Source organism: Serratia sp. CY47280 (genome assembly GCF_052168655.1).
Lineage (GTDB): Bacteria > Pseudomonadota > Gammaproteobacteria > Enterobacterales > Enterobacteriaceae > Serratia > Serratia bockelmannii.
The window spans coordinates 49,524-70,230 of the sequence record NZ_JBJNMG010000002.1 but is presented as its reverse complement, the minus strand read 5'-3'; the positions used below and the strand labels follow the sequence as shown (position 1 = coordinate 70,230).

The following is a 20,707-nucleotide window of genomic DNA, read 5'->3' as shown; positions in this document are numbered from 1 at the left end:
CAGTAGTAGGCAAGATGTACACTCAGCGTTCTACTGATAGAACGATAAGGGATGCGATGCTGACCGATCTGAACGACCTGTTTTTCTTCGCCAGCGTGGTCGATCACCAGGGATTCGCCCCCGCCGGCCGGGCGCTGGGCATTCCCAAATCCAAGCTCAGCCGCCGCGTGGCGCTGCTGGAAGAGCGGTTGGGCGTGCGCCTGATCCAGCGCTCGACGCGGCGCTTCTCGGTGACCGAGCTCGGCCAAACCTATTACGCGCACTGCAAGGCGATGCTGGTGGAAGCGGAAGCGGCGCAGCAGGCGATCGAGCAGACCCGCGCCGAGCCCTGCGGCACGGTGCGCATGTCCTGCCCGGTGGCGATCCTGCACACTCGCGTCGGCAGCATGGTGGCGACCTTTATGGCCGATTATCCCAAGGTGACGGTGCATCTGGAGGCCACCAACCGCCGGGTGGACGTGGTGGGGGAAGGGTTGGATCTGGCGATCCGCGTACGGCCGCCGCCGCTGGAGGACAGCGATCTGGTGCTGAAGATCCTGGCGCAGCGCACCTGGTGCGTCGCCGCCAGCCCGGCGCTGGTGCGCACCCTCGGGCCGGCGCAAACGCCGGAAGACCTGCGTAAATACCCGACGCTCGATCTCGGCCCGGCGCGCGCTCAGCACCAATGGCGGCTGACCGGCCCGCAGGGTGAACGGGTGGAGTGGGAACACACGCCGCGGCTGGTCACCGACGACATGCTGATGCTGCGTACCGCCGCCATCGCCGGCGCCGGCATCGTTCAGCTACCGGCGATGATGATGCGCGACGACATGCTGCGCGGCGAGCTGGTGCAACTGTTGCCGGGCTGGCAGCCACAGGGCGGCGTGGTGCACGCAGTCTACCCGTCGCGCCGCGGCCTGCTGCCGGCAGTGCGGCTGCTGCTCGACTATCTGGGGGAGCAGTTCGCCAGCATTGAAGAAGAGTGATCAGGCGGTGATTTCGATCGCGTTGCCATCCGGATCGCGAATGACGGCCTCGTAGAAGCCGTCGCCGGTCCAGCGCGGCGCGGACAGCAAAATGCCCTCCTGCTGTGCGCGCTGCGCCAACCGATCGACCTGCCGCTCATCCCCCAGCGACAGCGCGATGTGCGCCCAACCGACCCGCTCCTCCTGCGCCTGCGCCGGCAGCAACGTCGGCACGCACATGATCTCCAGCGACGGCCCGGCCGCCAGGCTGACGAAGCGGGAAACGAACCCCGGCCGGTTGCGGCTGACATATTCCTCCCCCGCTTCACCGTTGAAATAGCGCTGCCAGAACGCCAGCTGCGCGTCGATGTCATGGGTCCACAGGGCAACATGGGCTATTTTCATCATCATTCTCCGATCGATAAATCGCTGTGCCAGATCTGGCCGCCGCCTTGCGCCACCTGCAACTCAAGCTGCGGGTGCGCGCCGCGCGCCGTCACCAGATGATCTACCCGCCCGGCGGGCAGGAAGGGGTAAGGGGCATAGGTATTGAGTTTGTCGCGGGTGCACAGCACCGCCACGCTGCCGGCGCGCGTCAGCAAGCGCTTTTTGAACGTGGCGTCCTGATAGCTCAATGCGGAAAAGCCACCGGCCTGGTCGTAAGCGCAGATGCCGGTGAACACCAGATCGAAATGAAACCCGTCTATCTCTTCCGCCGCCTTGGCGTCCACGCAGCCGCCGACCTGCGCATCCAGTTCGCCGCCGATCAGGATGGTACGGATCCCCGGCCGTTCCAGCATTTTGCCGGCGATGCTCAACGCATTAGTTACCACCGTCAAACGCCGATCGCGTGGCAACAGCTCTGCCAGATACAGGTGGGTGCTGCCGGCATCGAGGAAGATCAGCTGTTCTTCGCCGATCACCCCCAGCGCGGTCTGCGCCAACGCCAGCTTCTCATCGCCGCTGAGGGCAATGCGCGCCGTCATGGGGCCTTCGGCCGGGGTCGGCGCCAGCGCACCGCCATAGATGCGTTTGCACAGGTTCTGCGCCGCCAACTGGCGCAGATCGCGGCGGATGGTCGCTTCGGTGGTATTCAGCCGCTGCGCCATCTCCAGGGCCAGCACCCGCCCCTGTTGGCGAAGCGTGTCGAGAATGGCCTGATGGCGCTCATTGGGTAACAGTTTGGACATCGCGGGGATCCGGTGGCGCTAAAGTGATCATGAATGTACACAAACGTACATAATCGAACAATCACTTTTTTCGCCACGCCTAAGCGGTGGCACTCGTCTAGACTCAAAGCGACATCACCATTAAGGGATTATGACGCGATGACCTCCGCCGTGCTTTATACGCTGTTTCCCGCCGCAGCCACCGTCGTCGGCGCAGCGGTGGCGCTCTATCGCCGCCCCGGTGACGCCGCAATGCGCGTCATCCATCACTTTACCGCCGGCATCGTTTTCGCCGCCGCCGCCACCGAAATCCTGCCCGATCTCAAGCAGCAGTCGCCTGTGGCGGTGTTGCTGGGCGGCGCTGCGGGGGTGCTGTTAATGCTGCTGGTTCGGCGGCTGGGTGAAAAAGCGCAGGGGCCGGTCGGTTTTATCGCCGCGGTCGGCGTCGATATCTTTATCGATGGGCTGGTGCTGGGCATTGCCTTCGCGGCCGGCGCCAAAGCCGGCCTGCTGTTGACGCTGGCGTTAACGCTGGAAGTGCTGTTCCTCGGATTATCGATCGTCGGCGATTTGAAAGACTTTCTCGGCAGGCGGCTGCGTGCCATGGCGGCGATAGTCGGCCTGGCGCTGCTGCTGCCCATCGGTGGCCTGCTGGGGGCGCCGGTGGCCATGCTGGGCACATTTTGGCTGACCGCCTTTTTGGCCTTTGGCCTGATCGCCCTGCTCTACCTGGTGACCGAGGAGTTGCTGGTCGAAGCGCATGAGGGCGGGAAAGAGACACCGTTCGCCACCGCGATGTTCTTTGCCGGCTTCCTGCTGCTGTTGTTGCTAGAGGAAGGTTTGGGGTAAAAAAACGGGAATTTCATGGCGTATGCCGCCCGATGGCAACGCTTTGGCTATACTGTGGCAAGCGAAGTTACCGCAGACGTAACGGCTTGGGCGTAAAGGGAAAACGATGTTATTGACGATCGCAAGGTGGCTGTTTCAACTCCCCGGGAAGCTGTTCGGGCTGATTTTCAAAAATCGCCTGAGGATATTTTTGTTCTTCATGCTGGTTGCCATCGCGGTACTCGGCGCCAAGCGCTATCTGCGCGCCCACCAGTATGACGACGAGTTCAGCCTCGCCGCCCCCGCCGATTACAACCGCGCAATAAAGCGCGAAATGCCGCTGCGCGAAGCGCGTGAACAGTGCGGTGGGCCGTTGCACGACAATGCCGGCCAGCCGTGGCCCGCCTCAGCCGGTTATCTGCATCAGCCGACCAGGCTGCCCGCGACCGGTCTGCATCGGCTGACGCTGGATAATCAGGGCAACGATTTCGCGGTGCTGGTCAAGCTGGAAACGCCGGCGGCGCCGCAGCAGCTGGCGGAAGTCTTTATTCCGCCCGCTGGCAGCTTCGAGGTAAAAATCAATGCGGACGCGGAACACGTGATGAAAATCAAGAACATCAAGACCGGCTGCATGTTCCGCTCCAGGTCATTCAACCTGGATAAACAGCGCGATTGGCGCATGCCGCTGACGCTACAGAAGAACGGCAGCCTGCAGCTGCAATCTATAGGCGATCGCCAATTCTGATCGGGCGCCGGGCAGAAAGAGCCGGCGCCGCATAGGGTTACTTTTTCACCGGATGATCGCGGCGGAACAGTTCCCAGCTTTCAATTTCCTGCCCACTCGGCAAGGTACAGGTGGAATACTGGCCTGCCGCATTCTCTTTGGCGTTCAGCTTGCCGCCGATTTTGGTGCAATACACGTCGGCCGGGTTCGCCATGCCGATCGGTTTCACCTGCGGCGGTGGTGGCGCCTCGTTGGATTTCACGGAACACCCCTGCAACATCGTCATCCCTGCCAGCAGGGAAAGCATCAACGTTTTTTTCATTTTTTCAACTTATGCAAAAACAAACGGCGGAGCGCTCCGCCGTTCGCTCATCATGAAATAAAGGATTTGCCCTGCTTCAGCACCAGATCGCAGGCTTTTTGCTTCACCTTCTCGGTGATCTGCGAGGTGCCCAGGCTGTTCAGATCCAGGCTCTTGCCTTCGCCAGTCTGCAGCAAGCCGCCCAGGCCCTGCTGATAATCCTGGCTCTTGGCGTTTTCGGTGCTGGTGATGCCCAGCTTGCTGAGCAGCTGATCTTTCACCCCTTCGGCGCCGTTAGCCGACAGCACGTTGTTTTTCACGCAGTACTGCAGGATACCGGCGGCATTGGTCATGCTGCTGGAGCTCAGCGCCTTGTCGCCGCCGTTCAGCAGACCGGTCAACGAGGAGAGTGACATGCCGCTGCTGCTATCGCCGCCCGACTTGCTCAGTTCACCCGCCGCGCTGCTGAGGGAATCCATCAGCCCGGCGGCCTGGGAGGCACCGCTGGCCAGGGTAGCGGACAGCGCCAAGGCCAGCAGTAAACGATGTTTGGTGATCATAGTAGTGAAACTCCTGTAATAACGGCATGCGATCGGCGCAGCGCGCCGGGATACCCTTCCGACGCCGCCGGCGGCGACAAGTTCCTTTTATCTCGCCACCGCGCCATTTTTCGGAATTCAGGAAATTTAGAACTGCCAGCGCAGCCAGGCGAAGAACACGTTGCCGTTGTTATAGGTACCGGGAATGTAGGTCGCCTGGAACGTCAGCCGCTGATAGCCGATAGAGGCCAGCGGCAGCGGCGCCGGAATAGGGATGTATTTCCAGTTGTCACGCGCGGTGACGCTGGCGGTGAAGCCCAGCCCCAGGCGGAAATCTTTGTCATCCAGCGGGCGCCAGATCTTCTCGTAGGCGTAACCACCGATCGGCTCCCATTTGTTGAAGGAGTCCTTGAACGCCATGATGTAGATGCCGTGCCAGTCACCGTCGCTGTCGTAGCGGGAGATGCCGTAACCGGCGCCCCACGGGCGCTCGTTGTACTTATCGATATGTTCATCATCGTAAGTCCAACGGTTGTGCCAGGTGATGGCCGGGATATAGAGATCGTGGTTAGGCGAGTTGTTCCAGGTCTCCGCCACGTTATCGGTAAAACGCTGCCATAGACCCGGTTTTTCAGCCTGTGCGGTATTGCCACTTTCTGTACCAACCTCAGCGTAAGAAGGCAGTGCAGGAAATATCAACGCCAGAGAACATGCCAAAAGAGTCCGTTTGAGAAACATCGTAAAGCTCCTGTAAAAATACGGCCGCAGATTCTTACCGATAGCCCAGGCAAGATCAAGCTGTATCTAATTTATCCAACGCCCGTTGTGCTTTGGTTAAGTTTAGCACCGGAATATTCCCAATAATTTTTAACAGGTTGCACCGGTTCCCCCTATGCTATCGCCTTTAGGAGGGCAAAACCGTGGGAAAAGTCCGCTTTGTCGTTCGCTACTCGCGGGCCAGGTGCTTGACCAATACATCGACATCGAGGCGGTTCACAAATTCCAGAGAATATGAGGAATAGAGGCCGAACAGGCGGTTTTGGTGCCCGACCACCACCAGATCGATGCCGGCCTGATGAATGAAATCGCTCACGTCCTTAAAGCGCCGGATGGTGACGATTTCCTTGACCGCAACCGGCGCCTCGACGGCGCTCACCAGCCGGCTCAGCATCGCCTTGGCGGCGATCACCTCCTGCGCCTGGCGATCTTTGACCAGCGCATCGCTGCCGTACTCCAGCTCGGCGTAGTCGGCGTTAAGGTGGCCGACGGTGAGGGCGATCGGCAGCCCGCGCACCATCGCCACCGTTTGACGCAGCAACGGCAGCCCGTCACGCTCATCATGAATCAGTACCAGAATATGTCGATAGCTTTTCATCGCAGTTCCCCCCACAGGCCAGTACCGCTGGGACATCATCCCCTCTGGTAGGTATACGCCATCTGCGCGCACGTAGAGAAAAGTTTACGTATCACTTCCTACGGAATGTGATGGCCACCACGTTATATTAATGCCCGTGACGGCACATTTTAGCGCCGGCCCGACGTGGCGCGCACTACAGTGCCCGTAAAGCAAAGCTGACGGAAAAAGGCGGACAAAAAACGATCGTTGTTAATTTTTTGTTTTTGATTGGTTATAAGGTGGTTTCATGAAATAAGCGTGCTGCGGATCACCAAAATCCCCCTTTACGCCAGGTTCTGCTTTTCTTTCCCAGGCAAAAAGCGTTACGCCACCCGATGGGATTTAACGCGGCGTCAAAAGTACCGGATGACTCACCCTACATCACGATAAATGCCAATGCGCCGCCGCTTCTCTAGCGATATACCGACAATGAAAAATACCGTCTCTTTCCAATATCCAATACCCCTACTTTTTATGTATTACTCAATCGCGTAAAGCGCCGAATACAAACCGCCTATTCACCGGCCGCCCCCCTTATCTTGAACAAGCTGAGACTTTAAATAACTGTTAATGCTAACGACACAACATCGCCAGCAATTTATTTTTGCTGATTTTCGCCTGACAAAATAAAGATAAATAATCCGGAGCAATCAATGAAAATAACTATCGGGTCATTCATTCTGCAACAGCTTCACGCCCTGAACGTCGATCGTATTTATGGCGTGCCCGGCGACTATAACCTCAGCCTGCTGGAGCTGCTGGAAAACGACGAGCGGCTGGCGTTTGTCGGCAACTGCAATGAATTGAACGCCTCCTACGCCGCAGACGGTTACGCCCGCATGAAAGGCGCCGGCGCGCTGATCGTCACCTACGGCGTCGGCGATCTGGCCGCGCTGTCCGGCATCGCCGGGGCCTATGCCGAATCTTCGCCGGTTATCTGCATCGCCGGCACGCCGCCGCTGCATGCGATGAAGAATCATCAGCTCTTGCACCATACCCTGGGCGATGGGAATTTCGACAACGTCATGAACTGCTTTAAACAATTCACCGTCGCTCAGGCTCTGATCACGCCGGAAAATGCCGCACAAGAAATACCACGCGTTATTTCCCGCGCCTGGATAGAGAAGAAACCGGTGTATTTACAGCTGCCGTCGGATATTTGCGATGTGGAAATTGAAATCGCCGCGGCGGCGACGGCACCGCAATTACCGGCCAGCGATAAATACAATGTGCAATTAGCGGCGATGGCGCTGTTAACCAAAATCAAACGCGCACAGCGCCCAATCATGTTGGTCGATCAAATGGTGGATCGCTACCAGTTGCAGCAGTTGGTCATCGCGGTCGCTCACCGCTTCGCCATTCCGCTGACCAATATGCCCACCGCCAAATGCATTATCCCGGAAAACACCGCCGGTTGGATGGGCGGCTACAGCGGCAATCTGTCGCGCCCCGAACTGTATGAACACATGGCCCACTCGGACTGCGTGCTGAGCTTCGGCGTACGTCTGGTAGACTCCACCACCGGCTATTTCTCGCAGCAAATTCCCGCCGCCGCTCAGGTGGATATTCAGCCGTTTTCGATGAAACTGGACAACACCTCCTACCCAGCGGTAGCGACGGCGGATCTGCTGCAGGCACTGCTGGATCTGAGCGAAGACGCGCCGGCGCAGCGTTTATCACCGCTGGCCGATCCCCGTGAGAAGCTGGCGACGCCGAGCGACGCGCCTATCGACCAGGCCTATCTGTGGCGACGCATCCAACGCTTCATCCAGGCGGATGACGTGGTAGTGGTGGAAAACGGCACCTCAGGCGCGGCCATCGGCGGCATGCGCATGCCAGGGGGCGTCAAGGTGGTCAACCAACCGATTTGGGGCTCGATCGGTTATACCCTGCCGGCGCTGCTCGGCACCCTGATGGCGGCGCCGGAGCGCCGCCACCTGCTGTTCATCGGCGACGGCTCCTTCCAGCTCACCGCGCAGGAAGTCTCTACCCTGCTGCGCTGCGAGCAAAAGCCGATCATCTTCCTGATCAACAACGACGGCTACACCATTGAACGCTATATCCTCGGCGAAAACTCGTCTTACAACGACATCAGCCCGTGGGACTACGCCAAACTGCCGGCGGTATTGAATACCCAGGCGCAGCCGTTCAGCGTGGCGGTGGAAACCACGCAACAGCTGGAAATGGCCCTGGAACACGCCTCGCGGCAGGATCGGCTGGCGTTTATCGAGGTGAAAGTGCCGATGATGGACACGCCGCCGGTGATGAAAGAGTTCTGTAACCGCTGCAACAGCTTTAACTTTGGCCTGACCAACCCGCGTCGCAGCGCCTGATGCGCGATCGCGCCGCCGGTGGTTCAGGAAACCGGCGGCGTTTTTTTATGCCGTTACCCGCCGGCGCGCGCCATGCAGCGCTGGCGGCGTTCGTCCACCCGCTTGGCGAACCAGGCGGTGGTCAGCTTGCGGGTGATTTTCGGGCTCTCCAACTGGATACCCGGCAGCATCTCACGCGGCAGCTTGCCGCCCGCCAGCGCATAGACCTTCTTATACAGCTCGGTGTCGGCAAAGCCGGCCGTGTCGCCTTTCTCCAGCGCCCGGCGAATGGCGCTGTCGCTCATGTTCAGGCGCTTGCCGAGCGTGCGCACCGCCAGCTCGGTCGAACCGGGCTTGTCGCTGCCGAAATCGATAAGATCGCCGTCCAGCGCCAGCGGAATGGCGCTCGCCCGGCTGACCGCGTTTTGGAACGCCGCGTTGCGGCTGGCGTACCAGCCGGCGTTGAAGTCGGCGAAGCGGTAAATCGGCCGGCTGTAATCGGCCGGGTACCCCAGCAAATGCATAATGCCGAAGTACATACCGCCGCGCCGGCTGAAAACTTCGCGGCGAATCGAGCCGTCGACCGGATAAGGGTACCCTTTGGCGTGCGCCTCGGCGAAGGCGATGCTCACCTGCATCGGGCCGCCGGTATGTACCGGATTTAAATGGCCGAACAGCTTCTGCCCCATCGGCACGCGGTCGATCATGTCATCGAAGATATCGCTCAGATCCTTCTCGGTGCGCACCTTATCCAGCCGCTCGCTGTAGCTCTGGCCGTTCGACGACGAAATCTTCAATGCGGTGTGCACCAAAAAGTTCGGGATGTGCATCTGATCGGCGCGGCGGTCGATCTCCTTCCAAGCGATCTTCGGCAGCCCCGGCACCTGCGGGTTAGCCTGGAACGTCGACTCCTGTTCGGTCACCGCCAGCACCGAACACAGGTTCTCATCGCTCGGCTCGATGCCCTGCGCGGCGAAGGCGGCGGTAATATCGGTAGCCCAGCCCTGCCGATCGCCGGCGTTAGCCGGGATCAGCGTCATCAGTCGGGCTTTGACGTCGGCGGGGCGCGCCGCCGGCGCCGTGGTGGTGGTTTTGCTGGTACAGCCCGCCAGCGCCAGCAGCGCGGCCAGGCTTAGCAAACGGAAGGGCATCGGGTGGAATAAACGAAGTATCGGCATCTTTTCCCTGAACGTGATGACATGAACAGCACTGAAATTAGCCCAGCCGCCGCGCACAATCCAGTATAAATATACCCGTTCCGCCGCACAGGTGGGCCGGGAAATACCCAACAACGCAGGGAGAACAAAATGATCGAACTCAAAGAAATGACGGCGCAGGAACTGGATCACTACCGTAAATACGGGGTAAAGGCTTACGCAGACGATTTGGCGCGTTCGTTTCAGCTCAGCCAGGAACACGCGTTGATCGAGGCCGAAGCCAATTTCAAACGAGGGCTGGCGATGCCCGGCCAACGGTTGGTATGCGCGAGGCTGCCGAATGTCGAGGACAGCATCGCCACCGTCTGGTACGCCATTGAGCAACGAACCTTCGATAAGCAACTGTTTATCTATGATTTTGAAGTGACGCACGCCTGGCGTGGCAAAGGCTATGGCGAGCGGGTACTAAATGCGGTGCTGGACGCGGCGAGAGCACAGGGGGCGGAATATGCCGAACTGACGGTGTTCAACGATAATCCGACGGCCGCGCGCCTGTATTCCAAGTTAGGTTTCGATGCGGTCACCACCCGTATGCGCCGCCGTTTGTAGCAATAGGTTTGCGAAGCTCGGGATTTTCAAATGACGAATAAAGATGTATTTTATATGCATCATATAAATCACTTTGCTTGCCCAGCCAAAGGAGCCCCCTATGGAGCAGCAGCTGCTTTGCTATAAAACCCTGCCAGAATGGAACAGCGACACGCTGCCGGCGGCCTTCCGCCAGCGCCACAACACCCAGAGCGGCACCTGGGCGAAGCTCACCGTACTGAGCGGGAACCTGACGTTCGCCATGATGACCGAAGACGGCGCCACCACCGAGACCTGGCAGTTCAGCCCCGAAAGCCAGCCGCCGTTTATCGTACCGCAGCAGTGGCATCGCATCGTTTCCTTTTCGGACGACATGACCTGCCGGCTGGCGTTTTACTGCACGCCGGAAGATTACTACCACAAGAAATACGAACTGACGCGCACCCACTCCGAAGTGATCGAAGCGGCGGCGCGCATCGCGCCGGGCAAGGCGCTGGATCTGGGCTGCGGCGGCGGGCGCAATTCGCTCTATCTCAATCTGAAAGGTTTCGACGTCACCGCCTGGGACAAGCACGCGCCGTCGATAGCCCGCCTCAATCAGATCGTCGACGCCGAGCAGCTGACCCGCCTGAATGCCGGGGTGCAGGATCTCAATACCCACCGCTTCAGCGGTGACTACGACTTCATCCTGTCCACCGTGGTGATGATGTTCCTCGAGCGGCAGCAAATCCCGCCTATCGTGCAAAACATGCAGGACAGCACCGTGCGCGGCGGCCATAACCTGATCGTGGCGGCGATGGATACCGAGGATTATCCCTGCCCACTGCCGTTCCCGTTCACCTTCAGCCCGGGTGAGCTGAAGCATTATTATCGCGACTGGGAGATCCTCAAATACAACGAGGACGTCGGCCAACTGCACAAGACCGACGCCAACGGCAACCGCATCTCGCTGCGCTTCGCCACCCTGCTAGCGCGCAAGCTATAGCGCGTCGTGAAAGATCACCCCCAGCGTGTGGCGTTGGCCGGCGCGTATCCGGCTGACGCCGTGGCGCAGATTGACCCGATAGTAGCCTTTCACTCCCGCCACCGGCCGATGATGCACGGCGAACACCACGGCGTCGCCCTGCTGCAGCGGCACCACCTCCGGCCGGCTCTGCATCCGCGGCCGCTGTTCGGTCAGCACGAATTCGCCGCCGGTGAAATCCCGCTCGGGGACGGAGAGCAAAAATGCCACCTGCAGCGGAAACACCCGCTCGCCGTACAGATCCTGATGCAGGCAGTTGTAATCTCCCGCTTCGTAACGCAACAGCAGCGGCGTCGGCCGCCGTTGGCCGGCCCGGTGGCATTCGGCCAGGTAAACCTCATGGTCGGCGGGATAACGCACCGCCAGGCCCAATAAGGCGTTCCAACGGTTGGCCACCGGCGCCAGCCGCGCATACATCAGGCTGCGCGCTTCGGCCACCGGCGACGGCAGCGGATAGGTGAAATAGCGGTACTCGCCGCGGCCAAAACCGTGCTTCTCCATCACGACGCGGCTGCGGAAGTGCGCATCCTGCGGGTAGAGCGCCGCCAGCTCGCGGCACAGCTCTTGGCTGAGCACGCTGGGCAACCGCGCGCAACCCTGCGCATCGAGTTCGCGCTCGATGGCCGCCCAGTCCAATTCGGCCAGCCGCGCCGCCAGCGCGCCGCTCATCGCTGCGCCTCTTTTTCCAGCAAGGCTTTCTTGCGCTCGACGCCCCAGCGATAGCCGGACAAGGCGCCGTCGTTGCGCACCACCCGGTGACAGGGGATCGCCACCGCCAGCACGTTGGCGGCGCAGGCACCGGCCACCGCGCGCACCGCTTTGGGCGCCCCGATGCGCCGAGCGATATCGGCATAGCTGACGGTTTCGCCGACCGGTATCGCCTGCAGCGCCCGCCAGACCCGCTGTTGAAACGCGGTGCCGCGAATATCCAGCGGCAGCGCCAACCCGTTCTCCGGCGCTTCAATCAGGCCCACCACCTGCGCCATCAGCGCTTCATACTGCGCGTCGCCGCCGATCAGCTCGGCATGGGGAAATTTGTCCTGCAAATCCTGCACCAGCTGCTGTGCATCGTCCCCCAGCAGAATGGCGCAGATGCCTACCTCGCTCTGCGCCGCCAGGATCTCGCCCAGCGAACAGTGCCCGACGGCGAAATGAATGCGCATGCCTTTGCCACCCGCTCGGTAGGCCTTCGGCGTCATGCCCAGCGCGGCGTTGGCTTGTTGGTAGAAGCGGCCGTTGGCGCCATAGCCGGCGTCGAAGATCGCGTCGGTCACCGTTTCCTGCTGCGTAAGGCCGGTGCGCAAGCGTTGGCTGCGCTGCGCGTCGGCGTAGCCTTTCGGCGTCAGGCCGGTGATCGCTTTGAACAGCCGGTGGAAATGGTATTGGCTCAACCCGACGTGGCGCGCCAGCGTCTGCAGCGACGGCGCTTTCTCCGCCCGCTCGATATAGCGGCAGGCCTCGGCTATCTGCCGCGCATGCTGCTCCGTCAACGGGGTCAGCCCCTGGCGGCAGCGTTTGCAGGGCCGATAACCCGCCGCTTCCGCCTGTTCGGCATCGTCGAACAGCTCCACGTTTTGCCGATTCGGCTGGCGTGACGGGCAAGAAGGCGAGCAATACACGCCGGTGGTTTTCACCGCGTAGATAAAGCGGCCGTCGGCATGCTTGTCGCGGCTGACGATCGCCAGCCAGCGCGGATCGGCGCTGTCGATTACGTTTTTCATCATCCGTTCCTCACTGCGGTTTCGATGTTAACCAGCATAGTGATGGGGCGTTGGCGAAACACGCCGACTCTTGCTTTTTAATTCGGCGCCGACGTTTTCAACAATGTTTCGACAATTTTTAACCAACAACATGAAGTTTATTACGTTGCCAACCTGGTTGCACGGCGTTAGGATCGCGGCCGGCCACGGGCGTGGCCAGTGTTTTTGCCTGTTAGTTGCGCGCATGGAGAGGTTATTGTGTTAGAGAGTTTTGGCGTCCTGAATTTATGGACCTATTTGGCCGGGGTGGTCTTCATCATCATTCTGCCGGGGCCGAATACGCTGTACGTGCTGAAAACCGGCATATCGCGCGGCGTGCGCGCCGGCTATACCGCCGCGCTGGGCGTGTTTATCGGCGATGCGATCCTGATCTTCTGCGCCTATATCGGCGTGGCGTCGCTGATCCGCACCACGCCGTTCCTGTTTACCCTGGTGCGTTTTCTCGGCGCAATTTACCTGCTGTTCCTCGGCGCAAAAATCCTCTACGCCACCTTCGTGCAGAAGGCGCAGGCGCAACAGGAGCAGATTGAGGGCGGCCACAGCATTCTGCGCAAATCGCTGACGCTGAGCCTGACCAACCCGAAAGCGATCCTGTTTTACGTGTCGTTCTTCGTGCAGTTCATCGATTTCAACTACGCGCACACCGGACTGTCGTTCACCATTCTGGCGCTGATCCTCGAGGCCGTCAGCTTTATCTACATGAGCACGCTGATCTTCTCCGGCGCGATGCTGGCGCATTTCTTCAATCACAAGAAAGGCCTGGCGAAGCTCGGCAACGGCCTCATCGGCCTGCTGTTCCTCGGCTTCGCCACCCGTCTGGCGACCCTGAGCTCGTGATCCCTCCCGGCCGGCGCCCGCCGGCCGCGGTTTACCCTTCCGTCACGGCAAAATGACACGCAGGACAAACCGAATGTCAGGCAGACCAAAGCCGCCGATTTCCCGCTGATCTAGACTTGCAGGGTTAACGATAACCTGATGAGCCTGATCGGAGGATGTATGTCTGACAATACCGTAGCCGTGCTGGATAGCGTATCGCGTTTTCTCGATCGTCAGCATGGGCTGTATATCGACGGCCAGTGGCGCGCGTCCGCCGCGGAAGGCCGCCTGGCGGTGTATAACCCCGCCAATGGGCAGCAGATCGCCACCACCGCCGACGCCAATGAACACGACGTCGCACTGGCGGTGCAGTCCGCCCACAAAGCCTTCAGCGAAGGCGTCTGGGCGCAGCGTCTGCCGGTCGAGCGCGAGCGTATCCTGCTGCGCTTCGCCGATCTGGTGGAGCAGCACGCCGAGGAGCTGGCGCAGTTGGAAACCCTGGAGCAGGGCAAATCCATCAACATCGCCCGCGCTTTCGAAGTCGGCAGCACCCTGAACTGGATGCGTTACACCGCCGGGCTGGCGACAAAAATCACCGGTCAAACGCTGGACGTCTCTATTCCGATGCCGCCGGGCGCCAAATATCAGGTTTATACCCGTAAAGAGCCGATCGGCGTGGTCGCCGGCATCGTGCCCTGGAACTTCCCGCTGATGATCGGCATGTGGAAAGTGATGCCGGCGCTGGCCGCGGGCTGCTCCATCGTCATCAAGCCGTCGGAAACCACCCCGCTCACCCTGCTGCGCATCGCCGAGCTGGCGAGCGAAGCCGGCGTGCCGCCGGGCGTGTTCAACGTGGTCACCGGCCGCGGCACCGTGTGCGGCAAAGCGCTGACCGAACATCCACTGATCGCCAAAGTCAGCTTTACCGGCTCCACCCCGGTGGGCAAAAGCATCGCGCGCTCGGCGGCGGATCGCCTGACCCGCGTGACGCTGGAGCTGGGCGGCAAAAACCCGGCCATCGTGCTGAAAGATGCCGATCCGCAGCAGGTGATCGAAGGCCTGATGCTTGGCAGCTTCCTCAATCAGGGGCAGGTATGCGCCGCCAGCTCGCGAATTTATATTGAAGCGCCGATTTATGATCGGTTGGTGGCCGGATTCGAACAGGCGGTGAAATCGCTGTCGGTCGGGCCGGGGATGGATACCGGCGCGCAAATCAACCCGCTGGTGTCGCTCGCGCACCGCAACAAGGTGGCGGCCTACCTGGACGACGCCCGGGCGAAAAATGCTGAGCTTATCGGCGGCGCGGCCGGGCCGGACGCCAACGGCTTCTACATTCCGCCAACGCTGGTGATCAACCCGGACGATCGGCTGAACCTGACGCGCGAGGAAGTGTTCGGCCCGGTGGTCAACCTGATTCGGGTGGCGAGCGCCGAAGAGGCGCTGAGCAAGGCCAACGACACCGACTTCGGGCTGACCGCCAGCCTGTGGACCACCAGCCTGCAACAGGCGATGGCGCTGACGCCGCGCATTCAGGCCGGCACCGTGTGGGTCAACACCCATACGCTGATCGACCCGAACATGCCGTTCGGCGGGTTCAAACAGTCGGGCAGCGGCCGTGACTTCGGCCCGGATTGGCTGGATGCCTACACTGAATCGAAATCGGTCTGCATCCGCTATTGAGTGAAGCGGCGCGGGCCTGGCCCGCGCCCTGATTTACTGATACTGCCGACGGTACTCGCTCGGCGACATGCCGAAACGCTGCTTGAAAGCGGTCGAGAAATGGCTGTGATCGGTGAAACCCCAGTCGAGGCCGACGCCGGCCAGTTTTTCCTGCCCGGCGGCGCTGCGCAGCGCCTGCGCGCACAGATCCAGCCTGCGGTTCCTGATGTACTGCGCCACCACCAGCCCCTGACGGGCGAACACCCGATACAGACTGCGTAACGACACCCCCAACTCGGCCGCCACCCACTCAGGGCGCAGCTGCGCCGACTGAATATGCCTGTCGATCAATGCCAGCGCCTTGTCAAAGACCGGTTGCTGCCCCTCCGGCCGCGCCTGCTCGAGCGCCAGAGCCGGGCGCAGCAGCGCCGCCAGCGCATTCAGCACCGCCTCGCTTTCCGCCGCGGCAAGCTGAGGATCCTGCATGCTGCTCAGCACCAGCTGGCGGCTGAGGCGCACCGCGCTGAGCTCGGCTCCCAGACGCTGAGCGCAAGGCGGCGGCAGCGGCAAGCAGCCGCGCGGCAATAACAGGGAGATTTGGCGCGAATCGCGCTGGAAAGTGAAACTGCTGGGCTGTGAGGCATCGATCAGCGTCATGTCGCCGGGAGAGAGCACCGTTTGGCGATCGCCCTGCTCCATCAACGCGCTGCCGCGCAGCTGGATGACGGTGAAAAAGTGCGCACCGTCGCTGCGGGCAATTTCACGCGGCGTGCGGTACAGCCGAGCCTGGGACACATCGACCACGCTCAGGCGCAGGGCATGGGCGCGAAACTCCTGCATCGCCCCGCTGAAGCCGGGCCCCAACGTTTTCGCGCAGAATCGGCCGCAGGCGGTGTTGATTTTCCCCAGCCACTCTTCGAAGCCGACGTCCCGGAGCGTTGCCAATGCCGTCATGATCTCTCCCTTCAAACAGCAGCGGTGCTGCGCCGTTGAACAGAAAAACACCATAACAATCCGTTAACACACAATCAATGGCGAGCGGGGGATTTGGCGCCGCGATCACAGATCATCGGGCGCCCGTCATCAATCCGCCACGAAACCGTCATCTCATCGTCACAGGCCTCGCCAAAAATACAGGCTGTTCCCCCTTCACGTTGACTCCCTGGACATGACCCGATGAAATCGTTGCAGAAATCCATTTTAGCGCTGTGTTTGTTTACCACCAGCGCCCTGGCCGCGTTCCATGCGCAGGCGGCAGAGGAAGCCCAACCGTTCACCACCGCGCAGCAGGTGGATCTGACCCACATCCTGCCGCCGCCACCGGCCAACGACTCGGCGCAGACCCAGCGCGAACTGCGGGAAGTGCTCGACATGCAGCAGAAACGCACGCCGGAAATGGCCAGCCAGGCTAAGGCGGATGCGGAAGAGAACGTCTGGGTATACAGCAACGTGATGGGGCCGAAGTTCAACGCCGAAGCGTTGCCGGCCGTGAGCGCCTTCTTCGATCGCATCGTCGCAACCGAAGCGGCGGTGGTCGATCCGGCGAAAGATTTCTGGAAGCGCCCGCGCCCGCATATGCTGGACAGCCGCATCGAGCCGATCGTCAAGCGCTCCAGCTCCGGCTCCTGGCCTTCCGGCCACACCACGCTGGGCACGCTGATGGGCATCACCCTGGCCAATATGGTGCCGGAGAAGCGTGCCGCCATCATGACGCGCGCCTGGCAATACGGCGACAACCGGGTGGTGGCGGGGATCCACTACCCTTCCGATATCGAGATGGGCCGCATCGCCGGCAGTGTGATCAGCCAGCAGCTTTCACAGCAGCAGGATTTCCAGCAGCAGTACCGGCAAGCACGCGACGAGCTGCGCCAGGCGCTGGATTTACCCGCGGCGAAATAGACCCGGCGGCTAGCACCGCGCCCTGACGGCCCGGTTTACGGCTGTTTGTCCAACAGGTAACGCACCACCGCCGCGTACTCTTTGGCGTAGCCTTCAACGCTGGTGCTGGCCATGCCGGCATTGTCTATCTTGTATTTGCCGGCCACGTAGAACGACGGGGTGCCGCGCACCTCGAATGCTTTCACCGCTTCGTTCTGCTTGGCGATCAATCCTTTGACCAGCAGGCTGTGGCGCGCGTTTTCATAGGTAGCGGCATCGATGCCGGCCGCCGTAAACACCCGCTGAATATCGTCGGCGCCGTTGACGGCGCGCTGTTTCTGCACCGCGTCGAACATCGCCCCTTCAATCTTGTCTTCCACGCCCAGCACCGTCGCCACCGCCCAGGCTTCGGTCAGCTCATTGCCCAGTTTGCCCATCAGGCTGACGTGATATTTGGTGACTTTCTCACCGGCGGGCAGCGCCTGCGCCACGGTACTGCCTACGCGATAGGTATCGGCGAACTGATAGCAAGGGCCGCAGTAGAAGGAGAAGAACTCCACCACCGCCGGCGCGGCGGCCACCGGCTTATCCAGCCGGGTGTATTGCTCGCCCGCACGGTAATCCGCGGCCTGAACCGCAGGCAGCGCCAACATCAATACGACGGCGGCGGCGAACGAACGCTTAACTTTTGCCAACATAAACACTCCTGGTTTCATCTATGAACATCGTCCTTAGCGGCGGTTTTTATAATCAAATAACCGCCAGAAGACCAGTTTTTATTACCTTCTATTTGTGAGGGATTATGTTCAGCGACCTTCGTAACCGTCCCAGTACGCACCTACCGCTTCCTGTGAGAGCACCTGGCGGCGCTTAGGATTGTCGGCGCTGCTGTAGGCGCGATTAATGAAAATGGTTTTGTGTTCCATGTTCTGCTGGAACTCCGCGCTGGCCAGGTAATCGGCCTTTTTCTGCGCCTCGCTGCGCGCCACGCCTGCCGCGCGATCCTTTTTCCCCAGCTGGTAGAACTGTTCGAACATCGGCACGGCGTTCTTAATACTGCCGTTCACATCGGTGCGGAATTGCGGATCAAAATCGTCGCGAGTTTGATAAACGTAGTGTTTGGCATGCTGCTCGGCACTGCTGAGTTGATGGGTGCAGGCGCTGAGCGCCAACAGCGGCAACAACAGCGCCGCGCTTTTCAGTCTTTTCATGTCGTCTGTCCCTGTCAGTGAGGAAGGTTCCTTTAGCGCCACGAGCATAGCGCCGCCACCCGGCAAACGTCAAACGACAAAAAACGCATCACATTGTTTTATATTAATATTATATACACTGATTGGTATTCATTGCCTGAAACACTATGCTTTAACAGAACAGGGTAAACACTCACCGACAGCGAGGCGGCCAATGAAACCGATCGACAAAAACGTGGGGGAGTACGACCTCACGGCGGAAAAAAAAGCGGGCATGATCACCGGCACCATCCGCGGCGAACTGCCGGACAGCGACGCCAATCTGCCGCTGCTGCCCTTCTCCGGCACTTTCGCCGGCCCCAGCGTGGCCGAAGCCATCGCCGATATTCAGCAACAGTTCCCCGACATCGAACCGGCGATTATCGACGATTTGCGCGAGGAACTGCTGAAGGCCGGGTTCTAATCCGGATCGCGTTGCCGCACGAACGGACTGTAGACCGGCGCGCCGGGCTTCAACGCCAGATCGGCGTCAAAATCTTCATTGCGATTGAACGGCACCGCCGGCCAGGTGGAAAACGCGTTCAAACCGTCCCGGTACGTCTGTGTCACCTGTGCCAAAGCGGCATTTTGCGCCTGCAGAGCTTCGCCCGCCAACCCGCCGCGCACGCCATAGACCAGGAACGGCTCCAGCACGCTAAAGCCGATATAGTGCAGCGCATGCATGATTGGCCACAGCATCAGCCGCATATCGCCGTCGCGCCCGTTCGGCGCGCAGGCCTGTGCGGAAGCGCCGGCGGTCACGGTCAGCAGCGCCCGCTTACCGCGCATCACGCCGTTCTCATGGCGGTGGCGGCTGTCGTAGATCCCGCCGTAAACGAACACCCGATCCATCCAGCCCTTGATGATGGCCGGCGCGCCGAACCACCAGAAAGGGAACTGCAGCACCAGCGTATCCGCCCAGCGCAACAGCTCGATATGCCGCCGGATCTCCGCCGGCAGCGCCTGGATCGTCCAGTGATGGCGCTGCTCCTGCATCGCATCGAACCGGTCCACCTGCTTTCTGCTAGGGTAATGGCCGGCGCCCTCGCGCGGATCAAACCCCTCCTGATACAGATCGACCGTTTTCACCTGATGCCCCTGCGCCAGCCAGGCCTGCCGCGCCTGTTCGGCCAAATGGGCATTGAAAGAATGCGGCTCGGGGTGAGCCAGCACAATCAGCACGTTCATCCTGTGTCTCCCGTTGTAAGGTGGTGCTGTTATGCTGTGGCTTTATCGTCCCCTTGGCAATTACGCACCTGAAGGTAACCCCCAATGGCTTATCCCGGCGACGTCTATTCGAGCAAGTGTTCCGCACGCGATGCGCTGGCGCTGATTTCCGGCAAGTGGGTGATGCTGATCCTGCCTGCGCTGGCGCAGCGCCCGATGCGCAACGGCGAGCTGCTGCGCCGCATCGACGGCATTTCGCAGAAGGTGCTGACGCAAACGCTGCGCCAGCTGGAACGCAACGGGCTGCTCGAACGGCTAGATTTAAGTGAAAAGAATCAGGCGCATGTGGAATACCGGCTCAGCGCCGTCGCCTGCTCGCTGGTCGAGACGCTGGCGGCGCTGGATCGATGGGCGGAATACCATTTCCCCGAGCTGGACGCCGCCCGCGAGCGCTATGATGCCGACCGCGGGCGCGAGACCGATTAAAGCGGTTTGGCCCGCAGCGTCTCGCCGCTGCGCACGAAGTTGCCGGCCCCCAGATGATGAATGGTGTGCAGATCCGCATTGGCGGCGGTGAAGTTCCAGCGCCCTTGCTGGAACACCCGCTCGTCCGCTGCCGCGCTCAACACCTCGCCGAAGCAGGTGTCGTATTTTTCCTGTGCGCCGCTTTCCGGCAATAAGCGGCACTCCAGCCACGCCACGCAACCCTGTTCGATCAGCGGCACCTGCAGCGTGGCGCTCGGCGCTGCGGCGATGTGAAAGCGGGCAAACTTGTCTTCATCCAGCCCGGACACACTGCCAACCGCGTAGGTGGCGTCGATGAACATGGCCGCCGGCACGCAAATGCCGAATGCACCGCTCTCCTCGATCATTTGCCGGCTGTGCGCCCCTTTGTCCACCACAATGGCGATGCGCGGCGGGCTGAACTCCACCGGCATCGACCAGGCGGCGGCCATCACGTTGCGTTTGGCGCCGTCGTGGCTGCGGCTGGTGATCAATACCGTCGGGCCGTGGTTCAGCAGGCGGCTGGCGTGTTCGAGGGCGACAGGACGAAAGTGGCTCATCGGGAAATCCTTGCGAGTGACTGATTGTCCCGCAGTGTAGATCTGCGCTGCGGCGGCAGGCAACGCGGGGCGCACAGAATGCGCAGGTGAGACGCTTGTTCCCCGTCTCGCCATCCGTTATCTATAGTTAGATCAATTCGCCGGTAACGGCC

25 protein-coding genes are annotated in these 20,707 nt (G+C 60.9%); 11 read left to right on the top strand and 14 right to left on the bottom strand.

Annotated features, from left to right (window positions below; translation table 11 throughout):
* The first annotated feature begins 56 nt into the window (after window positions 1-56).
* Window positions 57-965: a LysR family transcriptional regulator gene (locus tag ACJ8J4_RS09680; RefSeq protein ID WP_025301703.1), complete on the top strand. Its 909-nt coding sequence runs from the start codon at window positions 57-59 to the stop codon at window positions 963-965.
* Here the strand turns inward: ACJ8J4_RS09680 and ACJ8J4_RS09675 are convergent, their stop codons facing one another.
* The gene (locus ACJ8J4_RS09675) at window positions 966-1,349 is read right to left on the bottom strand and encodes a VOC family protein (protein ID WP_025301702.1); all 384 of its coding nucleotides are present in this window, start codon (window positions 1,347-1,349) and stop codon (window positions 966-968) included.
* Window positions 1,350-1,351: 2 nt separating this feature from the next.
* Window positions 1,352-2,134 (bottom strand): DeoR/GlpR family DNA-binding transcription regulator, encoded by a 783-nt coding sequence (locus ACJ8J4_RS09670; protein WP_197836469.1) that lies wholly within the window; start codon window positions 2,132-2,134, stop codon window positions 1,352-1,354.
* 138 nt (window positions 2,135-2,272) lie between these two features.
* Between ACJ8J4_RS09670 and ACJ8J4_RS09665 the strand changes: the two genes are divergently transcribed.
* Window positions 2,273-2,962, top strand: coding sequence for a transporter (locus tag ACJ8J4_RS09665; RefSeq protein WP_049206228.1), 690 nt, complete (start codon window positions 2,273-2,275; stop codon window positions 2,960-2,962).
* Window positions 2,963-3,068: 106 nt separating this feature from the next.
* Entirely contained in the window at window positions 3,069-3,686 is a 618-nt protein-coding gene (locus ACJ8J4_RS09660; protein WP_193402557.1) for a hypothetical protein, read from the top strand.
* Between the two features lie 37 nt (window positions 3,687-3,723).
* On the opposite strand, the gene ACJ8J4_RS09655 is transcribed toward ACJ8J4_RS09660, so the two are convergent.
* The 4 genes from ACJ8J4_RS09655 to ACJ8J4_RS09640 all read right to left on the bottom strand — a co-directional run bounded on the left by ACJ8J4_RS09655 (window position 3,724) and on the right by ACJ8J4_RS09640 (window position 5,880).
* Entirely contained in the window at window positions 3,724-3,987 is a 264-nt protein-coding gene (locus ACJ8J4_RS09655; RefSeq protein ID WP_043135572.1) for a putative hemolysin, read from the bottom strand.
* Window positions 3,988-4,037: 50 nt separating this feature from the next.
* Window positions 4,038-4,526 (bottom strand): DUF2501 domain-containing protein, encoded by a 489-nt coding sequence (locus ACJ8J4_RS09650; RefSeq protein ID WP_043135570.1) that lies wholly within the window; start codon window positions 4,524-4,526, stop codon window positions 4,038-4,040.
* Window positions 4,527-4,652: 126 nt separating this feature from the next.
* Window positions 4,653-5,243: a lipid IV(A) palmitoyltransferase PagP gene (pagP, locus tag ACJ8J4_RS09645; protein ID WP_025301698.1), complete on the bottom strand. Its 591-nt coding sequence runs from the start codon at window positions 5,241-5,243 to the stop codon at window positions 4,653-4,655.
* Window positions 5,244-5,451: 208 nt separating this feature from the next.
* Window positions 5,452-5,880: a universal stress protein gene (locus tag ACJ8J4_RS09640; protein ID WP_025301697.1), complete on the bottom strand. Its 429-nt coding sequence runs from the start codon at window positions 5,878-5,880 to the stop codon at window positions 5,452-5,454.
* Between the two features lie 674 nt (window positions 5,881-6,554).
* On the opposite strand from ACJ8J4_RS09640, the gene ACJ8J4_RS09635 reads away from it, so the two are divergent.
* Entirely contained in the window at window positions 6,555-8,234 is a 1,680-nt protein-coding gene (locus ACJ8J4_RS09635; RefSeq protein ID WP_049206230.1) for an alpha-keto acid decarboxylase family protein, read from the top strand.
* Between the two features lie 53 nt (window positions 8,235-8,287).
* Here the strand turns inward: ACJ8J4_RS09635 and ACJ8J4_RS09630 are convergent, their stop codons facing one another.
* Entirely contained in the window at window positions 8,288-9,391 is a 1,104-nt protein-coding gene (locus tag ACJ8J4_RS09630) for a DUF1615 domain-containing protein (protein ID WP_099817532.1), read from the bottom strand.
* Between the two features lie 129 nt (window positions 9,392-9,520).
* Between ACJ8J4_RS09630 and ACJ8J4_RS09625 the strand changes: the two genes are divergently transcribed.
* Both ACJ8J4_RS09625 and tehB read left to right on the top strand, forming a co-directional pair.
* Window positions 9,521-9,979 (top strand): GNAT family N-acetyltransferase, encoded by a 459-nt coding sequence (locus ACJ8J4_RS09625; RefSeq protein WP_264383805.1) that lies wholly within the window; start codon window positions 9,521-9,523, stop codon window positions 9,977-9,979.
* Window positions 9,980-10,079: 100 nt separating this feature from the next.
* Entirely contained in the window at window positions 10,080-10,943 is an 864-nt protein-coding gene (gene tehB / locus ACJ8J4_RS09620; RefSeq protein ID WP_197822964.1) for an SAM-dependent methyltransferase TehB, read from the top strand.
* On the opposite strand, the gene ACJ8J4_RS09615 is transcribed toward tehB, so the two are convergent.
* Window positions 10,938-11,651: a 2OG-Fe(II) oxygenase gene (locus ACJ8J4_RS09615; RefSeq protein WP_197822963.1), complete on the bottom strand. Its 714-nt coding sequence runs from the start codon at window positions 11,649-11,651 to the stop codon at window positions 10,938-10,940. The two genes, tehB and ACJ8J4_RS09615, sit on opposite strands and share 6 nt — an antisense overlap.
* A complete protein-coding gene (ada, locus tag ACJ8J4_RS09610) occupies window positions 11,648-12,703 on the bottom strand; it encodes a bifunctional DNA-binding transcriptional regulator/O6-methylguanine-DNA methyltransferase Ada (protein ID WP_025301691.1) in 1,056 nt (351 codons plus the stop codon). The genes ACJ8J4_RS09615 and ada overlap by 4 nt, the downstream gene beginning before the upstream one ends.
* Window positions 12,704-12,940: 237 nt before the next feature.
* Between ada and leuE the strand changes: the two genes are divergently transcribed.
* Both leuE and ACJ8J4_RS09600 read left to right on the top strand, forming a co-directional pair.
* Window positions 12,941-13,579, top strand: a complete 639-nt coding sequence (leuE, locus tag ACJ8J4_RS09605) for a leucine efflux protein LeuE (RefSeq protein ID WP_197822962.1) — start codon at window positions 12,941-12,943, stop codon at window positions 13,577-13,579.
* 159 nt (window positions 13,580-13,738) lie between these two features.
* The gene (locus ACJ8J4_RS09600) at window positions 13,739-15,238 is read left to right on the top strand and encodes an aldehyde dehydrogenase family protein (protein WP_025301690.1); all 1,500 of its coding nucleotides are present in this window, start codon (window positions 13,739-13,741) and stop codon (window positions 15,236-15,238) included.
* Between the two features lie 33 nt (window positions 15,239-15,271).
* Here the strand turns inward: ACJ8J4_RS09600 and feaR are convergent, their stop codons facing one another.
* Window positions 15,272-16,171, bottom strand: coding sequence for a transcriptional regulator FeaR (gene feaR, locus ACJ8J4_RS09595; protein ID WP_049206237.1), 900 nt, complete (start codon window positions 16,169-16,171; stop codon window positions 15,272-15,274).
* A gap of 222 nt (window positions 16,172-16,393) precedes the next feature.
* On the opposite strand from feaR, the gene ACJ8J4_RS09590 reads away from it, so the two are divergent.
* The gene (locus ACJ8J4_RS09590) at window positions 16,394-17,116 is read left to right on the top strand and encodes an acid phosphatase (protein ID WP_060447665.1); all 723 of its coding nucleotides are present in this window, start codon (window positions 16,394-16,396) and stop codon (window positions 17,114-17,116) included.
* A gap of 35 nt (window positions 17,117-17,151) precedes the next feature.
* Here ACJ8J4_RS09590 and ACJ8J4_RS09585 read toward each other — a convergent pair whose 3' ends face one another.
* Together ACJ8J4_RS09585 and ACJ8J4_RS09580 are read right to left on the bottom strand one after the other, a co-directional pair.
* Window positions 17,152-17,793, bottom strand: a complete 642-nt coding sequence (locus ACJ8J4_RS09585; RefSeq protein ID WP_043135553.1) for a DsbA family protein — start codon at window positions 17,791-17,793, stop codon at window positions 17,152-17,154.
* 108 nt (window positions 17,794-17,901) lie between these two features.
* Window positions 17,902-18,306 (bottom strand): Exc2 family lipoprotein, encoded by a 405-nt coding sequence (locus ACJ8J4_RS09580; protein WP_127146282.1) that lies wholly within the window; start codon window positions 18,304-18,306, stop codon window positions 17,902-17,904.
* A gap of 193 nt (window positions 18,307-18,499) precedes the next feature.
* Between ACJ8J4_RS09580 and ACJ8J4_RS09575 the strand changes: the two genes are divergently transcribed.
* Entirely contained in the window at window positions 18,500-18,748 is a 249-nt protein-coding gene (locus ACJ8J4_RS09575; protein ID WP_019454278.1) for a hypothetical protein, read from the top strand.
* Here the strand turns inward: ACJ8J4_RS09575 and ACJ8J4_RS09570 are convergent.
* Window positions 18,745-19,512 carry an NAD(P)H-dependent oxidoreductase gene (locus tag ACJ8J4_RS09570; RefSeq protein ID WP_197836468.1) on the bottom strand — a complete coding sequence of 256 codons (768 nt, stop codon included), beginning with the start codon at window positions 19,510-19,512 and terminating at the stop codon, window positions 18,745-18,747. The two genes, ACJ8J4_RS09575 and ACJ8J4_RS09570, sit on opposite strands and share 4 nt — an antisense overlap.
* Before the next feature lie 84 nt (window positions 19,513-19,596).
* Between ACJ8J4_RS09570 and ACJ8J4_RS09565 the strand changes: the two genes are divergently transcribed.
* A complete protein-coding gene (locus ACJ8J4_RS09565; protein ID WP_060447667.1) occupies window positions 19,597-19,977 on the top strand; it encodes a winged helix-turn-helix transcriptional regulator in 381 nt (126 codons plus the stop codon).
* Here ACJ8J4_RS09565 and ACJ8J4_RS09560 read toward each other — a convergent pair.
* On the bottom strand, window positions 19,974-20,555 hold the full coding sequence (locus tag ACJ8J4_RS09560) for a flavin reductase family protein (protein WP_043135548.1): 582 nt from the start codon (window positions 20,553-20,555) through the stop codon (window positions 19,974-19,976). The two genes, ACJ8J4_RS09565 and ACJ8J4_RS09560, sit on opposite strands and share 4 nt — an antisense overlap.
* Window positions 20,556-20,707: the final 152 nt, after the last annotated feature.